The sequence below is a fragment of the Pseudomonas sp. ASL7 genome, assembly GCF_056680375.1.
This window is the reverse complement of the sequence record NZ_CM155279.1, coordinates 4,765,182-4,786,465: the sequence shown is the minus strand read 5'-3', so window position 1 is coordinate 4,786,465 and position 21,284 is coordinate 4,765,182. Positions and strand designations below refer to the sequence as shown.

General features: G+C 59.6%; 19 protein-coding genes. 9 read left to right on the top strand and 10 right to left on the bottom strand.

Features of this window, described 5'->3' with window-relative positions; all coding sequences use genetic code 11:
* Nucleotides 1–87: 87 nt before the first annotated feature.
* The 4 genes from AC1MDT_RS22190 to AC1MDT_RS22175 form a co-directional block, all read right to left on the bottom strand.
* Nucleotides 88–1,746: a Na/Pi cotransporter family protein gene (locus AC1MDT_RS22190; RefSeq protein ID WP_480418955.1), complete on the bottom strand. Its 1,659-nt coding sequence runs from the start codon at nt 1,744–1,746 to the stop codon at nt 88–90.
* A 303-nt stretch (nt 1,747–2,049) separates the two neighbouring features.
* On the bottom strand, nt 2,050–2,817 hold the full coding sequence (locus AC1MDT_RS22185) for a TerC family protein (protein WP_480418954.1): 768 nt from the start codon (nt 2,815–2,817) through the stop codon (nt 2,050–2,052).
* An 86-nt stretch (nt 2,818–2,903) separates the two neighbouring features.
* Nucleotides 2,904–4,211 carry a CitMHS family transporter gene (locus AC1MDT_RS22180; protein ID WP_480418953.1) on the bottom strand — a complete coding sequence of 436 codons (1,308 nt, stop codon included), beginning with the start codon at nt 4,209–4,211 and terminating at the stop codon, nt 2,904–2,906.
* 386 nt (nt 4,212–4,597) lie between these two features.
* Nucleotides 4,598–4,924, bottom strand: a complete 327-nt coding sequence (locus AC1MDT_RS22175) for a DOPA 4,5-dioxygenase family protein (protein WP_414909790.1) — start codon at nt 4,922–4,924, stop codon at nt 4,598–4,600.
* An 85-nt stretch (nt 4,925–5,009) separates the two neighbouring features.
* Between AC1MDT_RS22175 and AC1MDT_RS22170 the strand changes: the two genes are divergently transcribed.
* Nucleotides 5,010–5,672: an NAD(P)-dependent oxidoreductase gene (locus tag AC1MDT_RS22170; protein WP_480418952.1), complete on the top strand. Its 663-nt coding sequence runs from the start codon at nt 5,010–5,012 to the stop codon at nt 5,670–5,672.
* A gap of 14 nt (nt 5,673–5,686) precedes the next feature.
* Here the strand turns inward: AC1MDT_RS22170 and AC1MDT_RS22165 are convergent, their stop codons facing one another.
* Entirely contained in the window at nt 5,687–6,637 is a 951-nt protein-coding gene (locus AC1MDT_RS22165) for a choline sulfate utilization transcriptional regulator (RefSeq protein WP_480418951.1), read from the bottom strand.
* Nucleotides 6,638–6,751: 114 nt separating this feature from the next.
* Between AC1MDT_RS22165 and betC the strand changes: the two genes are divergently transcribed.
* The 3 genes from betC (at nt 6,752) to AC1MDT_RS22150 (ending at nt 10,922) form a co-directional block, all read left to right on the top strand.
* Nucleotides 6,752–8,266, top strand: coding sequence for a choline-sulfatase (betC, locus tag AC1MDT_RS22160; protein ID WP_480418950.1), 1,515 nt, complete (start codon nt 6,752–6,754; stop codon nt 8,264–8,266).
* Between the two features lie 16 nt (nt 8,267–8,282).
* Complete coding sequence (gene choX / locus AC1MDT_RS22155; protein ID WP_480418949.1) at nt 8,283–9,203, top strand: choline ABC transporter substrate-binding protein; 921 nt, start codon at nt 8,283–8,285, stop codon at nt 9,201–9,203.
* A 150-nt stretch (nt 9,204–9,353) separates the two neighbouring features.
* Entirely contained in the window at nt 9,354–10,922 is a 1,569-nt protein-coding gene (locus AC1MDT_RS22150; protein ID WP_480418948.1) for a SulP family inorganic anion transporter, read from the top strand.
* A gap of 114 nt (nt 10,923–11,036) precedes the next feature.
* On the opposite strand, the gene aroE is transcribed toward AC1MDT_RS22150, so the two are convergent.
* Together aroE and hemF are read right to left on the bottom strand one after the other, a co-directional pair.
* Nucleotides 11,037–11,858: a shikimate dehydrogenase gene (gene aroE, locus AC1MDT_RS22145; RefSeq protein WP_480418947.1), complete on the bottom strand. Its 822-nt coding sequence runs from the start codon at nt 11,856–11,858 to the stop codon at nt 11,037–11,039.
* Nucleotides 11,859–11,871: 13 nt separating this feature from the next.
* Nucleotides 11,872–12,786 (bottom strand): oxygen-dependent coproporphyrinogen oxidase, encoded by a 915-nt coding sequence (gene hemF, locus AC1MDT_RS22140; protein WP_480418946.1) that lies wholly within the window; start codon nt 12,784–12,786, stop codon nt 11,872–11,874.
* Nucleotides 12,787–12,958: 172 nt separating this feature from the next.
* Between hemF and AC1MDT_RS22135 the strand changes: the two genes are divergently transcribed.
* Nucleotides 12,959–13,936 carry an NADPH:quinone reductase gene (locus AC1MDT_RS22135; RefSeq protein WP_480418945.1) on the top strand — a complete coding sequence of 326 codons (978 nt, stop codon included), beginning with the start codon at nt 12,959–12,961 and terminating at the stop codon, nt 13,934–13,936.
* Between the two features lie 96 nt (nt 13,937–14,032).
* Here the strand turns inward: AC1MDT_RS22135 and tsaC are convergent, their stop codons facing one another.
* From tsaC to AC1MDT_RS22120, 3 genes are all read right to left on the bottom strand, one after another.
* Complete coding sequence (gene tsaC, locus AC1MDT_RS22130; RefSeq protein WP_480418944.1) at nt 14,033–14,590, bottom strand: L-threonylcarbamoyladenylate synthase type 1 TsaC; 558 nt, start codon at nt 14,588–14,590, stop codon at nt 14,033–14,035.
* A 54-nt stretch (nt 14,591–14,644) separates the two neighbouring features.
* Nucleotides 14,645–15,745: a DNA-processing protein DprA gene (dprA, locus tag AC1MDT_RS22125; RefSeq protein ID WP_480418942.1), complete on the bottom strand. Its 1,101-nt coding sequence runs from the start codon at nt 15,743–15,745 to the stop codon at nt 14,645–14,647.
* A gap of 79 nt (nt 15,746–15,824) precedes the next feature.
* Nucleotides 15,825–16,850 (bottom strand): LysM peptidoglycan-binding domain-containing protein, encoded by a 1,026-nt coding sequence (locus AC1MDT_RS22120; RefSeq protein WP_480418941.1) that lies wholly within the window; start codon nt 16,848–16,850, stop codon nt 15,825–15,827.
* A gap of 173 nt (nt 16,851–17,023) precedes the next feature.
* On the opposite strand from AC1MDT_RS22120, the gene def reads away from it, so the two are divergent.
* The 4 genes from def (at nt 17,024) to trkA (ending at nt 21,264) form a co-directional block, all read left to right on the top strand.
* Nucleotides 17,024–17,530: a peptide deformylase gene (def, locus tag AC1MDT_RS22115; protein WP_480418940.1), complete on the top strand. Its 507-nt coding sequence runs from the start codon at nt 17,024–17,026 to the stop codon at nt 17,528–17,530.
* A gap of 71 nt (nt 17,531–17,601) precedes the next feature.
* On the top strand, nt 17,602–18,561 hold the full coding sequence (gene fmt / locus AC1MDT_RS22110) for a methionyl-tRNA formyltransferase (RefSeq protein WP_480418939.1): 960 nt from the start codon (nt 17,602–17,604) through the stop codon (nt 18,559–18,561).
* Nucleotides 18,558–19,868: a 16S rRNA (cytosine(967)-C(5))-methyltransferase RsmB gene (rsmB, locus tag AC1MDT_RS22105; RefSeq protein ID WP_480418938.1), complete on the top strand. Its 1,311-nt coding sequence runs from the start codon at nt 18,558–18,560 to the stop codon at nt 19,866–19,868. The genes fmt and rsmB overlap by 4 nt, the downstream gene beginning before the upstream one ends.
* A gap of 22 nt (nt 19,869–19,890) precedes the next feature.
* A complete protein-coding gene (trkA, locus tag AC1MDT_RS22100) occupies nt 19,891–21,264 on the top strand; it encodes a Trk system potassium transporter TrkA (RefSeq protein WP_480418937.1) in 1,374 nt (457 codons plus the stop codon).
* Nucleotides 21,265–21,284: the final 20 nt, after the last annotated feature.

Here is a 21,284-nt window from a genome sequence, read left to right as displayed (position 1 = left end):
CGCCTTCGCGAGCACGCTCGCTCCCACAATTAGCGAAGAGGCCTTCAGGCTGAACCACTGTAACTGACTGACCACTCTGCCAGACGTTCAAGGCGAATGTGTGATGTCAGCCAAATCGTCGGCAGCCAGTGCGCCGGTATCGGATGTTTCCAGCACCACATAAGCGCTGCTGCAGAACAGCGAATTAAGACGCTTCATATCCGCGATCAACTCCAGGTGCAACGAGCTGGTCTCGATACTTTGCACGATCTTACGTTGCAACCGGCTGACGTGAGCATGGGCCAGGCGGCGTTCCTGTGCGCGAAAGCGACGTTTTTCACGCAGCAACAGGCGGGCGCTTTCCTTGTCGGCGCTGAGGAACACTGACAACCCCAGGCGCAGGTTGGAAATCAACTGACTGTGCAGCCCCGCCAACTCTTCCAGACCGACCTCGGAAAAAGATCGGCGCTGCGACGTTTTCTGCTGCTGAACCTTGCGCAGCATGCGTTCGATCAGGTCGCTGGCGAGTTTGAGATTAATCGCCAGTTCGATGATTTCCGCCCAGCGCCGGCTGTCCTGATCGCTGAGGTCTTCCCGGGGCATTTGCGCCAGGTACAGTTTGATGGCGCTGTAGAGAGCCTCGACATCGTCGGTCAAACGGCGCACTTCCTGGGTGACGGCAGTCTGTTTACCTCGCAGCACGTCGAGCATGGCTTCGAGCATGTTGTCGATCAGGTCGCCCATGCGCAGGGTCTCCCGCGCGGCGTTGGCCAGTGCCAGGCTGGGCGTGTCCAGCGCCGTCGGATCAAGGTGCCGGGGCTTGGCCATACCATTGATTTCCGGGCGATCCGGCAGCAACCAGGCACACAGCCTGGCCATCAGCCTGACGCTGGGCAGCAGGATCAGGCAACGTGCCGTGTTGTAGAGCAGGTGGAAGCCGATGACCATTTCCTGAGGGCTGAAATCGAGGCTATCGATCCAGTGCACCAACAGGTCGAGTACCGGAATGATCAGCAACAGGCCAATCAGCTTGTACAGCAGGCTGCCCAATGCAACCTGTCGACCCGCAGCGTTCTGCATGCTGGTACTCATGAACGCAAGAATACCGCTGCCGATGTTAGCGCCGATCACCAGGCCGATGGCGACAGGCAAGCTGATCACACTGGCGCCGGCCAGGGTCGCGGTCAGCAGAACGGCGGCCAGGCTGGAGTAGGAAATCATCGCGAACAGCGCACCGACCAAGGCATCGAGCAGAATGTCGCCGGTCAGCGACGCGAAGATCACTTTGACCCCTTGGGCGTGGGTGATCGGCGCGGCGGCTTCGACGATCAGTTGCAGCGCCAGAATGATCAGCCCCAGGCCGATGCTGACCCGGCCCATCTGCCCAAGTCGGGTTTGCTTGCGGGACAGGAAGAAAATCACCCCGAGGAAGATCAACAGCGGCGACAACCATGACAAATCGAACGTCAGGACCCTGGCCATCAACGCTGTACCGACGTCAGCCCCCAGCATGGTTGCCAGGGCCGGGGTCAACGCCATCAAGCCCTGACCGACAAAAGAGGTCACGAGCATGGCCGTCGCGTTGCTGCTCTGGACCATCGCGGTCACGACGATCCCCGCAATGAACGCCAGCCAGCGCTTGGACATATTCTGGCCAATGACATGGCGCAGGTTGGAACCGTAGACCCGCAGGATGCCGGTTCGGACGATGTGCGTGCCCCAGATCAACAAGGCCACGGCAGATAACAAATTGAGCAGGGTGAGCATACTGGCCCCCTGTAGTGGTAGCGCCCCAAAGGGGCAAGTTACGGTGCCGCGCTTTTTCTACGTTCTGTACTTAAGCTACTTAAGCTGTAGTTGGCTAACGGTCTGCGCGCCAGCATCGCACAGCTAAAGAAGCGATTGAAACAAAACCGTTATGAAAACAGGCCCGTCAGCCACGCAAAAACAAATGTGGGAGCGAGCCTGCTCGCGATGAGGCCCTCAGATTCAACATTGATGTTGACTGACAGACCGCTATCGCGAGCAGGCTCGCTCCCACAGGTTTTGCGTGTTCAGGAAGACCCGGGATTATTGCCCTGGAATGTCCTTGCGCAGTTTCACCGGATCTTGCTGTTTCTTCTTTTTCGCGATCGCTGTGCGCATCTTGATGTTGATCGCTTCAACCGCCAGGGAGAACGCCATGGCGAAGTAGACGTAGCCTTTTGGCACGTGCACGTCGAAGGATTCGGCAATCAATACGGTACCGACGACCAACAGGAACGAGAGCGCCAGCATCTTCAGCGACGGGTGCTTGTCGATGAACGCGCTGATGGTGCCAGAAGCCCACATCATCACCAGCACCGCAACGATGATCGCCGCGACCATGACCGGTACGTACGACACCATGCCCACGGCGGTGATGACCGAGTCCAGTGAAAACACGATGTCGATGATCGCGATCTGAATGATGGTGTAGAGGAAGTTGCCGCCCTTGCCGGTCGGCTCGTCGGCGGCTTCATCTTCACCTTCCAGCGCGTGATACATCTCTTGCGAGCTCTTCCAGAGCAGGAACAGGCCACCAAAGAACAGGATCAGGTCACGCCCGGAAATACCCTGCCCGAATACAACGAACAGATCGGCCGTGAGGCGCATGACCCAGGTGATCGACAGCAACAACAGAATCCGTGTGACCATGGCCAGTGCCAGGCCGAAAATCCGGGTGCGTGCCTGCATGTGCTTGGGCATGCGGCTGACCAGGATCGAAATCATGATGATGTTATCGATACCCAGAACGATTTCCAGGGCGGTCAGGGTAAAGAAGGCAACCCAGATTTCAGGGTTGGTCAGCCATTCCATGTGTATTCCTTTGAGGATGTGTTAAACCACGAAGCGCCCCGGCTTCAAACAGCAAAGCCTTGGACCCGCCATGGTGAGTCTTGGGCTTATAGCGTGCTGAACAGCGGAAAAATCCCCATCAGCAATGCGGCAACCAGTATGCACATACACACCAGCACCGCCCATTTCAGGGTAAAACGCTGGTGGTCACCGAATTCGATACCGGCCAGGGCCACCAACAAATAGGTCGACGGTACCAGCGGGCTCAACAAATGGACGGGCTGACCAACGATCGAGGCACGTGCCATTTCCACCGCGGTTATACCGTAATGACTGGCGGCTTCGGCAAGCACCGGCAACACACCGTAATAAAATGCGTCGTTCGACATGAAGAACGTGAACGGCATGCTCACCAGCGCGGTGATCACGGCCAGGTATGGGCCGAGGAAATCCGGAATGACGGCCAGCAGGCTTTTCGACATCGCGTCGACCATGCCAGTGCCCGACAGGATGCCGGTGAAGATACCCGCCGCGAAAATCAAACCGACCACCGCCAGCACGCTGCCTGCGTGGGCCGCAACGCGATCCTTCTGCTGTTGCAGGCAAGGATAGTTGACGATCATCGCGATACTGAACGCCACCATGAACAGCACAGGCAGCGGCAACAGCCCCGCAATCAGGGTGCACATCAGCGCCAGGGTCAGCGCGCCGTTGAACCAGATCAGTTTCGGACGGCGGGCGTCAGGGAACTGCGAAACGCTGATTTCGCTGTGGTCGATTTCATCGCCGGCCAGGTGCAATTCACCCAGACGAGCACGCTCGCGTTTACCGTAAAAGTAGGCAATCGCCAGGATCGCCATCACGCCGGCCAGCATCGCAGGAATCATCGGCACGAAGATGTCTGAGGGGTCCACATGCAGCGCACTGGCCGCACGGGCCGTCGGGCCGCCCCAGGGCGTCATGTTCATCACACCACCGGCGAGGATGATCAGACCGGCCATGATCCGTGGGCTCATGCCGATGCGGCTGTAGAGCGGCAGCATGGCGGCCACGCAGATCATATAAGTGGTCGCGCCGTCACCATCGAGGGAGACGACGAGCGCCAGTACGGCGGTGCCGACCGAAACTTTCAGCGGGTCACCCTTGACCAGTTTGAGGATCTTGCGCACGGCCGGGTCGAACAGGCCGGAGTCAATCATCAGGGCGAAATACAGAATGGCGAACATCAGCATCACACCGGTCGGTGCGAGCTTGGTGATGCCTTCGAGCATCATCGGTCCGATCTTCGGCGCAAAGCCGCCGAACAGGGCGAAGATGATTGGAATGATGATCAGGGCGATCAGCGCGGACAGGCGCTTGGTCATGATCAGGAACATGAACGTGATGACCATGGCAAAGCCAAGGAAAGTCAGCATGGGAAAACTCCAGGCGTAGCGCGGCTAGGGAAATGGGCGAACCGGGTGGGTCAGCGCAAAACGGGGAGCACGAGGCTTACGGGCGGAGTGACAGCGAAGCGGCGGGTAGCAAAGGACATCAGGATCACCATTGTTGTTGTTAAATGGGCCGTGCGAGCCATCAAACACTCGCTTGGCCAACCGGTCTGTTGCCGGAAGTGGGGGCGATCCTAATCGCGCAAGCTTTCAGCCAGCTTTCGCCGGTGAAAGCATTGACCGCAAGTGCAACCGGTCGTCGGACGGTCTCAAAGTCCCTGATGACGGGGCAGGCGGAAAAATTGGACGAAGTTCATACAGGCGGCTGCCATTGCGGACACTTTCCGGGCGGAGCCGAAGAAAGGCTCTGGTCAAAAAATAGACAGGTCCAGCGGCCGAATCGCGCCCATCCAGATTGCATGTTCGGTGTGGTCGAGCAGGTCGTCACCGGTGTCCGGGTGCAGGAATACCACCAACCCCTTGCGATTGAGCGCCAGCCACGGCAGCACTTCGCCAATCAGTTCAGGTCCGAATGCCAGTTGGCAGCTCCAGTCCGGGTGCGGGCCGACCGGACGTTCGTGAACGCGGCCCATCTTCAACGGGAACAGTTGTGCAGCCCGCTCACACAAGGCTCGTGCCTGGGAGAGGGTGCTGGCGTTAAAATAGACATGGGCGTGATACCCCTTGATCTCTTGCATCTGGAATCCCTCTAAAACCTGATCGAACCCTCACCGATCCCTACAGGTCACACGTCATAGACGTAGGAAAGTATGGAGCCCCGCCATGAAAAATGCCGAAACCCCGGTGGTGAAAGTGGTGCTTTATGGTGCCATGAGTAGCTTGGGCAGCGCGCTAATGGCTGAAATGCTGCGGCGCCAACATGAAGTCATCGCCATTCTCGATGACCTGACAGTGCTCGCGCCGCGCCCGGGGTTGCGGGCCAAGACCGGCGATTTGTTCAATGCCCAGCGCGTAAAGCAAAGTGTCGCGGGCTGTTCGGCGGTTATTTGCCTGTTAGACGCGCCCGGGTTGCCGTTCGACAGTGAGCATGTGGAAAAAACCATCGTGCCGGGGCCGGTCGAGCAAGTGCTGGCCGTGGATGCACTGATCGATGGCATGCAAGCGGCAGGCATTACCCGGCTGTTTCTGGTGGGCGATTTCGACGTGCTGGACGATCCGGAAATAGAGGATCAGTTGCAACGCCACGCCGCCGAGGAGATCCGTGAAGCCCTGCAAAGCAGCACCCTGCATTGGACGCTGGTGAATGCACCGCACAGCGTGCCGGGACTGACCATTGAACATTTCAGCCGGGTCAGCAGCAGCCTGGAGCCAGGCCTGGTCGAACCGCTTCAGCGTTTGAATCGAGTGGCGGTGGGGGTCGCCGATGAGCTGCGCCTGAACCTGCACGTCGGTGAGCATGTGAATTTCGTTGCGACGTCAGAGTAGTAAAAAGATCGCTTTCACACAGCAATCGACGGTAACGGCAGACCGTTCAGCGATTGCGCACTGCTGGCCTGCTCCGCCATCAACCATTCCACAAACTGTTGAATCAAAGCCCCGCGCCGTTTGCGCTGGGGCAGGACCACGTAATAGCCCAGTCGGGAGATCACCGTTTCAGCAATCGGTCGACACAACAAACCCTGCTCCAGCAAGTTATCCACAAGGTGCCGCCAGCCGATGGCCACGCCTTGCCCGCCGATCGCTGCTTGAATCAACAAGGTGTAATTATCAAAGCGCAATTGCCCCGGCACGGGCGCTGAAGTAATCCCCAGCTCACGAAACACGCCACTCCAGTCGAACCAGTTACTGCTGTTTTCACCGCGCAGGTGCAGCAGCGGAAATTCCAGTAGCGACCGGGCCGGCAAGGGCAGGGGACGGTCCTTCAGCAACAGTGGACTGCAAACCGGGAACACTTCTTCGCTGAATAGCCAATGGCTTTCGCCCTGTTTAAACCGACCGTCACCAAACAGTACTGCCACATCGATATCGGTGCGCAGCATGTTGAGGCTGCGTTCGCTGGTGACCAGGCTGACGTCGACTTGAGGATTGGCGGCATGAAAGCGATGCAAACGTGGCATCAGCCAATACGCGGCGAAGGCGAAATCGGTGGCGACCTGCAACACCTCGTGTTGCTGTTGCGCACTGATTGCGCTCAATCCTGCATCGATATTCTGCAAACCGAGCTGAACCTGCTCATAAAGAATCGTCCCGGTCTCGGTCAATTCAATACCGCGGTAAATGCGGTCGAACAGTCGCGTAGCGAGCTGTTCTTCGAGCCGCTTGATCTGCTGACTGATGGCCGGTTGCGTGGTGCCGAGCTCCACTGCAGCAGCGGTAAAGCTGCGCTGACGAGCCGCCGCTTCAAAAGCGCGAAGCAAATCCAGAGATAAATCACCAAGGGCGTCATACATAAGCTGTGCTTATCCTAGTCATTGCCTGGCATGGGCTTTACCGGAGAGAGCATGGACTCCATGCTCGATTGCAGCACTCTCGCATAAATATTCACTATGGAATGCCGCGATCACATGAAGCGCAAGAATATTCTTTTCATCATGGCCGATCAGATGGCCGCGCCAATGTTGCCGTTCTACGGCCCTTCGCCTGTTAAACTGCCGAATCTCAGCCGCCTCGCCGCCGAAGGCGTGGTGTTCGACGCTGCTTATTGCAATAGCCCACTCTGCGCGCCGTCGCGTTTTACCCTGGTCAGCGGTCAGCTGCCGAGCAAGATTGGCGCCTACGATAACGCGGCCGATTTCCCCGCCGATGTACCGACCTATGCCCACTACCTGCGTCGTCTCGGTTACCGCACAGCCTTGTCGGGCAAGATGCACTTCTGCGGTCCGGACCAGCTGCACGGTTACGAAGAACGCCTGACCAGTGACATTTACCCGGCCGACTACGGCTGGGCCGTGAACTGGGATGAACCGGACGTACGTCCGACCTGGTATCACAACATGTCGTCGGTATTGCAGGCCGGACCGTGCGTGCGCACCAATCAACTGGATTTTGACGAAGAAGTGGTGTTCAAGGCCCAGCAATACCTGTTCGATCACATCCGCGAGGATGGCGATCAACCCTTCTGCCTGACCGTTTCGATGACTCACCCCCACGACCCGTACACCATCCCCAAGGCTTTCTGGGACCTGTACGACGATGCCGACATCCCGCTGCCCGACACGCCGACGCAGGCTGAACTCGACCCGCACTCTCAGCGTTTGCTCAAGGTTTACGACCTGTGGGACAAGCCGCTGCCTGTGGATAAGATTCGCGATGCGCGCCGTGCATATTTCGGCGCGTGCAGCTATATCGATAGCAACGTCGGCAAACTCCTGCAAACGCTTGAGGAAACAGGGCTGATCGACGACACCATCATCGTGTTCTCCGGTGACCACGGCGACATGCTCGGTGAACGCGGGCTTTGGTACAAAATGCATTGGTTCGAAATGGCCGCCCGCGTTCCGCTGTTGATCAGTGCCCCGGGGCAGTTCGGGGCTGGCCGGGTCAGCGCAGCGGTGTCGACTGCCGATTTGCTGCCTACGTTCGTGGAGCTGGCCGGAGGATCGCTGGAGCCGGGTCTGCCGCTGGACGGTCGCTCACTGGTTTCGCACCTGAAAGGGCAGGGCGGTCACGACGAGGTCTTCGGCGAATACATGGCCGAAGGCACCATCAGTCCGCTGATGATGATTCGCCGCGGCGCCTATAAATTCATCTACAGCGAAGACGACCCTTGCCTGCTCTTCGACCTGCAAAACGACCCGCGCGAACAGGAAGAACTCAGCAAATCGCCCCAATATCGGCAGCTGTTCGACGATTTTCTCGCTGAAGCTCGGGCTAAATGGGATATCCCGGCGATTCACCACCAAGTGCTTGCCAGTCAGAGGCGCCGGCGTTTCGTCGCCGATGCGCTAACTATCGGCAAGTTGAAGAGCTGGGATCACCAGCCGCTGGTCGACGCCAGCCAGCAGTACATGCGTAACCACATCGACCTCGACGATCTGGAGCGCAAAGCACGTTATCCACAACCCTGCCAAAACCAATAATGTTAAGGGGAAGTCCATGCAAAAGTTATCCACAGTACTGACGGTCGGGCTCCTGGCTCTGGGCAGTGCATCGGCGTATGCCGATCAGAGCTGCGAGACGGTGAAAATGGCTGACCCTGGCTGGAGCGACATCGCCGCGACCAACGCCATCACCGGGTTTCTGCTGGACGGCATGGGCTATAAGGCCAAAGTCGACACCCTCGCGGTGCCGATCACCTTTGGCGGTCTGAAGGACGGCCAGGTCGACGTGTTTTTGGGTAACTGGATGCCGGCGCAACAGGGCTTCTACGACAAGTTCGTGGCCACGGGCGACGTCACTCAACTGGCGAAGAACCTCGACGGCACCGAATTCACCCTCGCTGTTCCGGACTACGTCTGGGACGCGGGTGTGCATAACTTTTCCGACTTGAACAAATTCGCCGACAAGTTCGACCGAAAGATCTACGGCATCGGCTCCGGTGCTCCGGCGAACATTTCGCTGCAAGAGATTATCAAGAAAAACGACTTCGACATGGGTCAGTGGAAACTCGTCGAATCCAGTGAGCAGGCGATGCTGGCGGAAGTATCCCGCGCCGTGAAGAAACAGAAGTTCGTGACCTTCCTCGGCTGGACACCGCACCCCATGAACGTGCAGCTGAAAATGCACTACCTGAAGGGTGGCGAGAAGTACTTTGGCGATACCGGCAGCGTTCACACCCTGACGCGTAAGGGCTACGCGCAAGCCTGTCCAAACGTTGGCAAACTGCTCACCAACCTGAATTTCACTCAGGAAATGGAGAACAGCATCATGGCCGAGGTGGTGAACAAGAAAGTCAGCAATGCTGATGCTGCCAAGGCGTGGATCAAGGCCAACCCGGCGGTGCTGGATAAATGGCTGGATGGCGTGAAGACTGCGGATGGCAAGGACGCGTTGCCGGCGGTCAAAGCCAAGTTGTAAGGTCCGAGGACGCCTTCGCGAGCAGGCTCGCTCCCACAGGTGCCTGTATTACCCTGTGGGAGCGAGCCTGCTCGCGATGTTTTTTGAGCTTGCGCCGTCACCTCTGACACACCACCCTGACGCGTTAGTAGTCACTCACTGAGAGGACCCATGGCCTTCCCCAGCCGCCATTCGCTCTTCCCCTTCCTTAGCTGGCTGCCCCGGCAGACCCGCGCCAGTGTCGGGCGTGATCTGATCGTCGGCCTCAGCGGCGCGATTCTCGCGTTGCCGCAATCCATTGCCTACGCCTTGATCGCCGGCCTCCCACCGGAATATGGCTTGTACGCCGCCATCATCCCGGTGTTGATCGCCTGCCTCTGGGGTTCGTCATGGCATTTGATCTGTGGTCCGACGGCAGCAATCTCCATTGTCCTGTTTGCCAGCGTCAGTCCTCTGGCCGTCCCCGCGTCACAGGACTACATCACACTGATCTTGTTGCTGACGCTTCTCGCCGGCATTTTCCAGTGGCTGTTGGGTTTGCTGCGTTTTGGCGCCTTGGTCAATTTCGTTTCTCACTCGGTGGTGCTGGGCTTCACCCTCGGTGCGGCGGTGGTGATTGCCATCGGCCAACTGCCAAACCTGCTGGGGCTGGACTTGCCCAGCCAGGCAACGGCGCTGAACAGCTTGATGACGCTGTTCAGTCATCTGGGTGAAGTGGATAAGCCTTCATGGGTGCTGGGCCTGGCGACGGTCGTCGTGGGCTTCATACTGAAACTGCTGTTGCGTCGTTGGCCGACGCTATTGATCACCCTGGCACTGAGCGGATTGCTGGTCTGGCTCTGGCCATCAATGTTCGGCCACGTGAAGTTGGTCAGTACGTTTGTCGGGCGCCTGCCACCTTTCAGCCCATTGCCGTTGGACCTGGATCTGATACTTCGTCTGCTGCCCAGCGCGGTGGCGGTCGGTATGCTCGGTCTGGTCACCAGCCTGTCGATTGCTCGCTCGTTATCGGCCCGCTCGCAGCAGTTGCTCGACGCGAATCAGGAAGTCCGCGCCCAGGGTTTATCGAACATGGTCGGTGCATTTTTTTCCGGCTCGCTATCCGCCGGTTCCTTCACTCGCTCGGGCCTGAGCTACGAAGCGGGTGCCTGCTCGCCTTTGGCCGGCGTTTTTTCGGCGTTGTGGGTGGGACTTTTCGCCATCTTCGGCGCGAGCTTGATCGCCCACATTCCGATTCCGGCCATGGCTGGCAGCATTTTGTTGATTGCATGGGGGTTGGTGGATCATCGCGGCATTCGTGCGTTGTGGCGGGTCAGCCACTCCGAGTTCCTGGTCATGGCGCTGACCTGCGTTGCAACGTTGCTGCTGGAGTTGCAGACGGCCATTTATGCTGGCGTTCTGGTGTCGTTGTTCTTCTACCTCAAGCGCACCTCGCAACCACGGGTACAGCATTGGCGCGAAGGGGATGAAGACATCCTGCGGGTCGGCGGCTCGATTTTTTTCGGTGCCAGCCATTACCTGCAAGTGCGCCTGCAACGGATGCACGGCGCGCGCGTGGTGATCGAGGCGCAACAGATCAACTTCATCGATTATTCGGGGGTGGAAATGTTGCATCAGGAAGCCCGGCGACTGCTTCAGCAGAATCGCAGCCTGACCTTGCGCGGGGCGAGGTCGCCGGTGGTGGAGGAGTTGAGGAAGCTGGAAGGGGTGGAGAAATGCCCGATCCGTTTCGAGGATTGATCCACCATCGCGGTGATCCCTTGTGGGAGCGAGCCTGCTCGCGATAGCGGTTGTTCTGGTACATCAATGCTGGATGTACTGCCGTTATCGCGAGCAGGCTCGCTCCCACATTGATTACAGGGCCAACTGCCGGCGCAGTTCGGCCAGTACCGGCGCGGTGTCCGGGCGCACACCGCGCCACAGGAAGAAGGCTTCTGCCGCTTGCTCAGCGAGCATCCCCAAGCCATCCATCGACACTGCCGCGCCATGTTCAGTGGCCCAGCGGCAGAATGACGTCGGCTCCTTGCCGTACATCATGTCGTAACAAACCGTCTTGCCCGGTTCGATCAGGCTGCTGGCAATCGGCGGGACATCGCCTGTCAGGCTGGCCGACGTCGCATTGATGATCAGGTCCACCGACTCTTGCAGCCAATCAAAACCACTGGCCGATACCGGCCCCAGATCGGCGAACAGCTCCGCCAGCAGCTCGGCTTTTTCCACCGTGCGGTTGGCGATGATGACCGAGGCCGGCTGTTCGGCCAGCAGTGGCTCAAGCGCACCACGCACGGCACCACCGGCACCGAGCAACAGGATGCGTTTGCCCTTGAGGCTGAAACCGGCGTTGACGGTCAGGTCCCGAACCAACCCCGCGCCATCGGTGTTGTCGCCCAGTAGAGTGCCGTCAACGAGTTTGCTCAGGGTGTTCACCGCGCCGGCCCGCTGCGCACGTTCTGTCAGACTGTCGGCCAGGCGAAAGGCGTCTTCCTTGAATGGCACCGTTACGTTCGCCCCGCGACCTTCGAGGAAAAACTCCCGGGCAAAGTCGGAAAAATCATCGAGCGGCGCCAGCGAAGTGCTGTAGTCCAGTTGCTGAGCCGTCTGCTCGGCGAACAGGCGATGGATCAGCGGCGACTTGCTGTGGCCAATCGGGTTACCGAATACAACGTAACGGTCCATCAGAATTCCTCGTTCAGGCCTCGGCCAACCAATCGCGATCTTGCAGGAAGTACTCGGTCAGCCGCGCCTCTTCGCTGCCCGGCTCGGCTTTCCAGTCGTAGCCCCAGCGGACTTGCGGCGGCAGGGACATGAGAATCGACTCGGTACGCCCGCCCGATTGCAGGCCGAACAACGTGCCACGGTCGTAGACCAGGTTGAATTCGACGTAACGCCCACGGCGGAATTCCTGGAACTCCCGCTGTTTGGCGGTGAACAGATCATTTTTGCGGCGCTGCACGATCGGCAAATACGCATCGATGTAAGCGTCACCGATGGCGCGCATGAAGGCGAAGCTGGTGTCGAAATCCCACTCGTTCAAGTCATCGAAGAACAGACCGCCAATGCCACGCGGTTCATGGCGATGCTTGATGTGGAAGTAGCTATCGCACCAGGCTTTGTAGCGAGCGTAAACGTCCGGACCGAACGGTTCGCAGGCCTGCTCCGCGACGCGGTGCCAGTGCACGCAGTCCTCGATGTTGCCGTAATACGGTGTCAGGTCAAATCCACCGCCGAACCACCAGACCGGTTCTTCACCTTCTTTTTCAGCAATGAAAAAGCGCACGTTGGCGTGGGAGGTCGGCACATGCGGGTTGTGCGGGTGAATCACCAGTGACACGCCGAGGGCTTCGAAGCCACGGCCGGCCAGTTCCGGCCGATGAGCGCTGGCGGACGGCGGGAGACCGCTGCCAAAGACGTGGGAAAAGTTGACCCCGCCCTTCTCGATCACAGTGCCGTTTTCGATCACTCGCGTGCGACCGCCACCACCGGCAGGCCGGGCCCAGGCGTCTTCGACAAAGTGCGTGCCGCCGTCTTCAGCTTCCAGTGCAGCGCAAATCCGGTCTTGCAAGTCGAGCAGGTAGGCTTTTACGGCCTCGGTGCGGGTTGTCATGTCATCACCTTGAATCGGGCGAAGCTACGCGGCACATCAATGGCCGGCGGCGAATTGCTGCGTAGGATAACACTGCACCTTGCTCCACCGCAGTTGACGAAGATCAGGGTTAGGAGTCCGATAGACCGCTTGGCGCTACAAATCCAGAAGCTAAGATCTAAGGAGAGTTCTGATGGCAAAGCGTATCCAGTTCCGCGCCCATGGCGGCCCCGAAGTGCTCGAGTATGCCGATTACCAACCCGCCGAGCCCGGCCCGCAGCAAGTCCGCGTCGCTAACAAGGCGATTGGCCTGAACTTCATCGACACCTATTACCGCAGTGGCCTCTATGCGCCGCCTGCATTGCCGTCGGGCCTGGGTTCGGAAGGTGCGGGCGTGGTCGAGGCGGTGGGCAGCGACGTCACCCGCTTCAAGGTCGGCGATCGCGTGGCTTACGGCAGCGGCCCATTGGGCGCCTACAGTGAAGTTCACGTATTGCCAGAGGCCAATCTGGTGCGCCTGCCGGACGCGATCAGCTTCGAACAGGCCGCCGGCGTGATGCTCAAAGGCCTGACCGTGCAGTACTTGCTGCGCCAGACGTATGAACTCAAGGGTGGTGAGACCATTCTGTTTCACGCCGCTGCCGGTGGTGTCGGTTCCCTGGCCTGCCAATGGGCCAAGGCGCTGGGCGTGAAGTTGATCGGCACGGTCAGCTCGGCGGAGAAAGCCGCATTGGCCAAGGCCAACGGTGCTTGGGCGACCATCGACTACAGCCACGAAAACGTCGCACAACGCGTACTGGAATTGACTGACGGCAAAAAGGTCCCGGTGGTGTACGACGGCGTTGGCAAGGACACTTGGCTGACTTCGCTTGATAGCGTGGCGCCGCGGGGTCTGGTGGTGAGTTTTGGCAATGCGTCTGGCGCGGTGGATGGGGTGAACCTGGGGATTTTGGCGGCAAAGGGATCGCTGTACGTGACCCGGCCGACCCTGGCGACCTACGCCAACAACGCTGAAAACCTGCAACGCATGGCGGATGAACTGTTTGAAATGATCATCAGCGGGAAGCTGAAGGTCGACATCAGCCACAAGTATCCATTGGCTGATGCGGCGAAAGCGCAGACCGAGTTGTCGGCGCGTCGTACTACCGGCTCAACTGTTTTGTTGCCTTGACGGACGCCATCGCGAGCAGGCTCGCTCCCACAGTGTATTTGTGATCGACACATAACTGTGGGAGCGAGCCTGCTCGCGAATGGCAGCAGTGCGGTCTCAATCCGGGCGAATGACGTGACCGGTCGCCAGGTCGCGAATCACGCTCGGATTCTTGCGCCCACCCAAACTCCCGCCCAACACCAAATCAACCTGCCCACGGAAATACTGCTCCACACGAATCCGTGTGCGCGCCGCCGGCCGGCCCTGTGGATTAGCCGACGTTGAGACCAGTGGTCCCACCAATGCGCAAAGTTCCCGTATCTGTGGGTGATCGCTGACCCGCAGCGCCACGGTTTCATGCACGCCGGTAATCCACTGGGGCAACTGGTTCTGATGCGGCACCAGCCAGGTATTGGGTCCCGGCCAGGTGCTGGCCATGCGGTCCATCCAAAGCTCGGGGAAATCGTCGAAAAGGAAGTCGAACTGGCGAATGTTGTCGGCAACCAGAATCAGGCCCTTTTCCACAGAGCGGCCCTTAATCAGCAGCAGACGCTCTACCGCTTCCTCGTCCCACGGGTCGCAACCCAGGCCCCAGACTGCTTCGGTTGGATAGGCAATCACCGCCCCTGCGCGAATGGCTCGTGCGGCTTGTTGCACACGCCAACTGTTGACCATGAAAAACTCTCCGGAATAAGGCTCTGCGCAGTTTACCGATCTTCCTTATAAAACCTAGCTTACTCGCGCAAACCAGCGCCCGCTTTCACAGACCGCCCGCCCCTCCATTTCCAGCTCCGTCAGCGCCACCAGCACTTTTGGCAAGGCCCAGCCGCTGGTGATTGCCAACGCTTCACTGGTGTGGGGCGCGGCATGCAACAGCAAGAGCAACGGATGTGTCACCGATGGCGCCTCCGCGGATATCGGCAACCGTTGCCAGCCACGCAACGCTTCGAGGATATGCTCGATGGTTTCCACCAGCACCGCACCGTCACGGATCAGCTGATGACAACCGCGCGCACCGGGATGATGGATCGAGCCCGGGATCGCATACACCTCTCGCCCTTGCTCCGCCGCCAGCCTCGCGGTGATCAACGACCCGCTGGCGACACTGGCCTCGACCACCAACACACCGAGCGACAAACCGCTGATGATTCGATTGCGTCGGGGGAAGTTGCTGGCCGTTGGACCGGCGTCCAGCGGGAACTCCGAAAGTACCGCGCTACCCGACGCAATCATGGCATCCGCCAACCGTTTATTGCGCTGTGGATAAAACTTTTCAAGTCCCGTGCCAAGTACACCGACCGTTCGCCCGCCCACGTCTAAAGCGGCTTGATGCGCGGCGGCGTCGATGCCGAGGGCCAGACCGCTGGTAATGACAAAACCGGCGCCTGCCAGACTGCGGGAAAACGCGGCGGCGGTGTCCATTCCCGGCCGAGAAGCGCGGCGGCTGCCGACCATTGCCAGCTGCGGTTGTTCCAGAATGCCCGGATCGCCCGCCACGAATAACAGCGGCGGTGCATCACTGATCTCCGCCAGCAAGGCCGGGTAATCAGGCTGGTCCCACATCAGTAAATGCTGGCCCGGACGCTCTAGCCAAGCTAATGCGTGGCTCGCACCATCACAGACTTCAGGGGCGCGTCGAGCTTGCGCGCAAGCGAAAGGTAAACCGAGCGAACGCCAGGCACTCGCCGGGGCGCCGATGGCTTTGGAGGCCGAGCCGAAGGCCTCCAGCAATTTTTTGAAACGCGCAGGACCCAGTTCCGGCAGGCGATGCAAACGCAGGCGAGCTTCCAGTTCCGCAGGGGAAACCGATGTAAAAATAGGCAGCGACATGGATCATCCTTGATCGTTATGAGCCCCGTTCAAACGGGAATAAGCTGTGGATAACTCTGTTGGTAACTTGTGAAACAGTCTAAGGATTTCGCACCTTGTCCATCACCGCCAAGGAGCGCGATGCATTGAGGACCAATCCGTAACTTAGTTTGTCGTATGTGCGGAACACCATCAGCAAACCGGCACGCTCATCGGGAATTTTCAGTGGCTGGCCAGTGATCCGGTCGCGCACGGTTTCACCGGTTTTCATCACCACCAGGACATTGCCTTCGGCCAGGCCATCGCGTTGGCCCTTGTTCAGCGTCACGACATCCAGCGCGCCAATCTGCGTGACCCCACGTGGCACATCGATGATCACTCCATTGATCTCGGTTGTTGGCGAGCTGGGCATGAACGTCGAGTTGATCGAACGCCCCTCGCCGCTGAACAAGCGGTCGCCGAGACGGACTTCCTGGGTCGTGCGTTGCAGGGCGAGGGTGGCGACGTCGCCTTCAGTGGCCACGATCTCTCCACCACCGATATCGTCGGCATTGATGCCCAGGAACTCCTTGCTCTGCGGATCGGTGTAGACCTTGCCCTGGCGGAAGATGCCGTACACCGGCTGGTCCGGATCGAAATGGCCGCGAGCGAAAATCCGGTCACCGGGGCCGCTGAGCACGCGTTCGGCATCGCCAGCAACGATATAAGGCGCCTTGTCGAAGTCCTCGACCTTGTCGACGATGCGATTGCTCAACAGAAAGCTGTTGATCGATTGCAGCGGGATGCTGGGAATGGCGTCGGCCACCGAACTGCTGCGGATGCGTGGCGAGAGCTTGATGGTCCCCCGGGAAGCGCCGCGATTGAGGGTCAGACGCGGCTGGCCGTTGACGTAGACCAGCGCCAGCGAATCGCCGGGATAGATAATATTGGGGTTTTCGATCTGTGGATTGGCCTGCCAGAGCTCAGGCCATTTCCACGGTTCACGCAGGAATTTTCCCGAGATGTCCCAGAGTGTATCCCCCGCCACCACGGTGTATTGCTGTGGAAAACCTTCCTTGAGTTGCACTTGCCCGTGCGCCAAACCGGCCGAGGCCAGAAGGAGCAAGGCGAGTAGTGATTTCCTCATCCGGTGAATCCCTTTATTATGTACGTTCGCGTAAAACGCCAGAGCCTTCGTGGCTCGCTCCCGGCTTGCTTATGAAAAGAAGGGAGCTACGTTTTACAACGATAGCCTGCATCTTCTTCGGACCCGTCAGGCCATCGACCCGACTTTACCTCACACGTGCAGCAAATAAGCTTATGGCCATTTTAGACATCCTCGAATTCCCCGACTCGCGCCTGCGCACTATCGCCAAACCTGTGGCCGTAGTGGACGACGAAGTGCGTCAGTTGGTCGATGACATGTTTGAAACAATGTATGAAGCGCCAGGCATCGGTCTTGCCGCGACCCAGGTCAACGTGCACAAACGTATCGTCGTGATGGACCTCTCCGAAGACCGCAGCGAACCCAGGGTGTTCATCAACCCCGAGTTCGAAACCCTGACCGACGAGATGGAGCAATATCAGGAAGGCTGCCTCTCAGTGCCGGGCTTCTACGAAAACGTCGATCGCCCTCAGAAGGTCAAAATCAAGGCGCTGGACCGTGACGGCCAATCTTACGAGCTGATTGCCGAAGGCCTGCTCGCCGTGTGCATCCAGCATGAATGCGACCACCTCAACGGCAAATTGTTCGTTGATTACCTGTCCAATCTCAAACGCGACCGAATCAAGAAGAAACTGGAAAAGCTCCATCGCCAGAACGCTTGATGCCCTCCTTTCAAAGGCTTGCTGCGGCAAGCCTTTTTCTTTTGCGACTGCTTTGTAAATGAGAGTTTTCCATGACTGAGCCACTGCGCATCGTCTTTGCCGGCACCCCGGAATTCGCCGCTGAACACCTCAAGGCCCTGCTCGACAGCCCTTACGAGATCATCGCGGTTTACACCCAACCGGACCGTCCGGCAGGCCGTGGGCAAAAACTGATGCCGAGCCCGGTCAAGCAGTTGGCGCTGGAAAACAATATCCCGGTGTTGCAGCCGCCGACCCTGCGCAATGAAGACGCTCAGGCTGAACTGGCCGCGCTCAAACCGGACTTGCTGGTGGTGGTCGCCTACGGCTTGATCCTGCCACAAGTGGTGCTGGATATTCCGCGCCTGGGTTGCATCAACAGCCATGCCTCGCTGCTGCCTCGCTGGCGCGGTGCGGCGCCGATCCAGCGTGCCGTCGAAGCGGGCGACCGCGAAAGCGGCGTGACCGTGATGCGCATGGAACTGGGCCTCGATACCGGCCCGATGTTGCTCAAAGTCACCACGCCGATTACCGGTGAAGACACCGGCGGCAGCCTCCATGACCGTCTGGCCGAAATGGGCCCACCTGCGGTGATTCAAGCGATTGCCGGCCTCGCGGCGGGAACGCTGGAAGGCGAAGTGCAGGATGACAGCCTCGCCACCTATGCTCATAAATTGAACAAAGACGAAGCGCGCATCGACTGGAATCGCCCGGCGGTTGAACTGGAGCGCCTGGTTCGCGCCTTCTATCCATGGCCGATCTGCCACAGCATGCTCAATGGCGAAGCCCTGAAGGTGTTGGCCGCGAGCCTCGCCGAGGGACAGGGCGCACCGGGTGAAATCCTCAGCGCCAGCAAGGACGGTTTGATCGTCGCTTGCGGCGAACAGGCCCTGCGCCTGACCCGCCTGCAATTGCCCGGCGGCAAAGCGCTGAACTTCAGCGACCTGTTTAACAGCCGTCGTGAGAAATTCGCCGTCGGCACCGTCCTCGGTCAAGCGGCGGCCGCTCAATGAACCCACGTCTGGCCGCCGCCAAGGCACTCGCCGCTGTTCTAAACGGAAAAGCCTCGCTCAACAGTTCTCTGCCGACGCAAATGGACAAGGTCGAGGACCGTGATCGTGGCTTCACCCAGGACCTGGCGTTCGGCACGGCTCGTTGGCAACCGCGTCTGTCGGCACTGGCGGCCAAGTTGCTACAGAAGCCGTTCAAGGCAGCGGACGCGGATGTCGAAGCGCTGCTGCTGGTCGGCCTCTATCAATTGCTCTACACCCGGGTTCCAGCCCACGCCGCCATCGGCGAAACCGTCGGTTGCGCCGACAAGCTGAAAAAGCCCTGGGCCAAGGCGTTGCTTAACGCCGTGCTGCGCCGCGCCCAGCGTGAAAGCGAAGCGCTACTGGCCGAGCTGGAGCACGATCCGGTCGTGCGCACCGCGCATCCGCGCTGGCTGCAAAAATCCCTTAAGGCGTTCTGGCCTGAGCAGTGGGAAGCCATTTGCGCGGCGAACAACGCCCATCCGCCGATGATTTTGCGGGTCAACCGTCGTCATCACACGCGCGATGCGTATCTCGGGTTGCTGACCGAGGCCGGCATCGCCGCCACGCCGTGTGTTTACAGTCAGGACGGCATCATCCTCGACGCCGCTGCCGACGTGCGCAGCCTGCCGGGTTTCGCCGAGGGCTGGATCAGCGTGCAGGACGAAGCGGCGCAACTGGCCGCGGACCTGCTCGACCTGGCGCCGGGCCAGCGGGTGCTGGACGCCTGCTGCGCCCCGGGCGGCAAGACCTGCCACATCCTGGAAGCCGAACCGGCACTGGCCGGCGTGGTGGCGGTGGACCTCGAAGCCAAGCGTCTGGTGCGGGTGCGGGAAAACCTCGCGCGCCTGGGCCTGAGCGCCGAACTGATCGCCGCCGACGGCCGCGACACGGCGACCTGGTGGGACGGAAAGCCGTTCCAGCGCATTCTGCTGGACGCACCGTGCTCGGCCACCGGCGTGATCCGTCGTCACCCGGACATCAAGCTGACCCGCCAACCCGATGACATCGCCGCGCTGGCGGTGCTTCAGGGCGAGCTGCTGGACGCCCTGTGGATAACCCTGGAAGTGGGCGGCATTCTGCTTTATGCCACCTGCTCCACACTGCCGACCGAGAACACGCAGGTGATCGAAGCGTTCCTCGCTCGTACGCCAGGCGCCCGTGAACTGGACCTCGCCACCCAGGCCGGCATCAAGCAGCCTCATGGTCGCCAGTTGCTGGCCCAAGAAGGCGGCCACGACGGGTTCTACTACGCCAAGCTGATCAAGATCGCGGCCACGCGCGGTTAAACGGTTTCAATGGAGTGACTGGATGAAAATCATCATCCTCGGTGCGGGGCAGGTCGGCGGTTCACTGGCTGAACATTTGGCCAGCGAAGCTAATGACATCACCGTGGTCGACACCGACGGCGAACGCCTGCGCGACCTCGGCGATCGATTGGATATTCGCACCGTGCAGGGCCGCGGCTCGCTGCCGACCGTGCTGCGTCAGGCGGGCGCGGACGACGCCGACATGCTGGTGGCGGTGACCAACAGCGACGAAACCAACATGGTTGCCTGTCAGGTCGCCCACACGCTGTTTCACACCCCGACCAAAATCGCCCGGGTCCGCGAAGCCGCGTACCTCACTCGTTCCGAGCTGTTCGATAACGAAGCGATACCTGTGGACGTGCTGATCAGCCCGGAACAAGTGGTCACGAACTACATCAAGCGCCTGATCCAGCATCCGGGTGCGTTGCAGGTGATCGACTTCGCCGAAGGCCAGGCGCAATTGGTGGCGGTGAAGGCGTATTACGGCGGGCCGCTGGTCGGTCAGCAACTGCGGCAATTGCGCGAGCACATGCCGAATGTCGAAACCCGCGTCGCGGCGATTTTTCGTCGTGACCGGCCGATTTTGCCTCAGGGCGACACAGTCATCGAGGCGGACGACGAAGTCTTTTTCATCGCGGCCAAAGAGAATATTCGTGCGGTGATGAGCGAAATGCGCCGCCTGGATGAAACCTACAAGCGCATTGTCATCGCCGGTGGCGGGCAGATCGGTGAACGTCTGGCCGAGGCCATCGAAAGCCGTTACCAGGTAAAAATCATTGAGATGAACCCGGCGCGCTGCCGCCATCTTTCAGACACCCTGGACAGCACAGTGGTATTGCAGGGCAGCGCCTCGGACCGTGATTTGCTGCTGGAAGAGAACATCGCCGATGCGGATCTCTTCCTGGCCCTGACCAACGACGATGAAGCCAACATCATGTCCTCGCTGCTGGCCAAACGCCTGGGTGCCAAGAAGGTGATGACGATCATCAACAACCCGGCTTACGTTGACTTGATCCAGGGTGGCGACATCGACATCGCGATCAGCCCGCAATTGGCGACCATCGGCACCTTGCTGGCCCATGTGCGTCGTGGCGATATCGTCAGTGTGCATTCATTGCGCCGGGGTGCGGCGGAAGCCATCGAGGCGATTGCCCATGGCGATGCGAAGTCGAGCCAGGTGATTGGCAAGGCCATCGAGCATATTGGTTTGCCGCCGGGCACCACGATTGGCGCGATCATTCGTGATGAAGAGGTGATCATTGCGCATGACGATACGGTGATCGCAGCGGGGGATCATGTGATTTTGTTCCTTGTGGATAAAAAGCATATTCGGGATGTGGAGAAGCTGTTTCATGTGGGGTTGAGCTTCTTCTAAATCTGCGGTGGCTGGTCTGT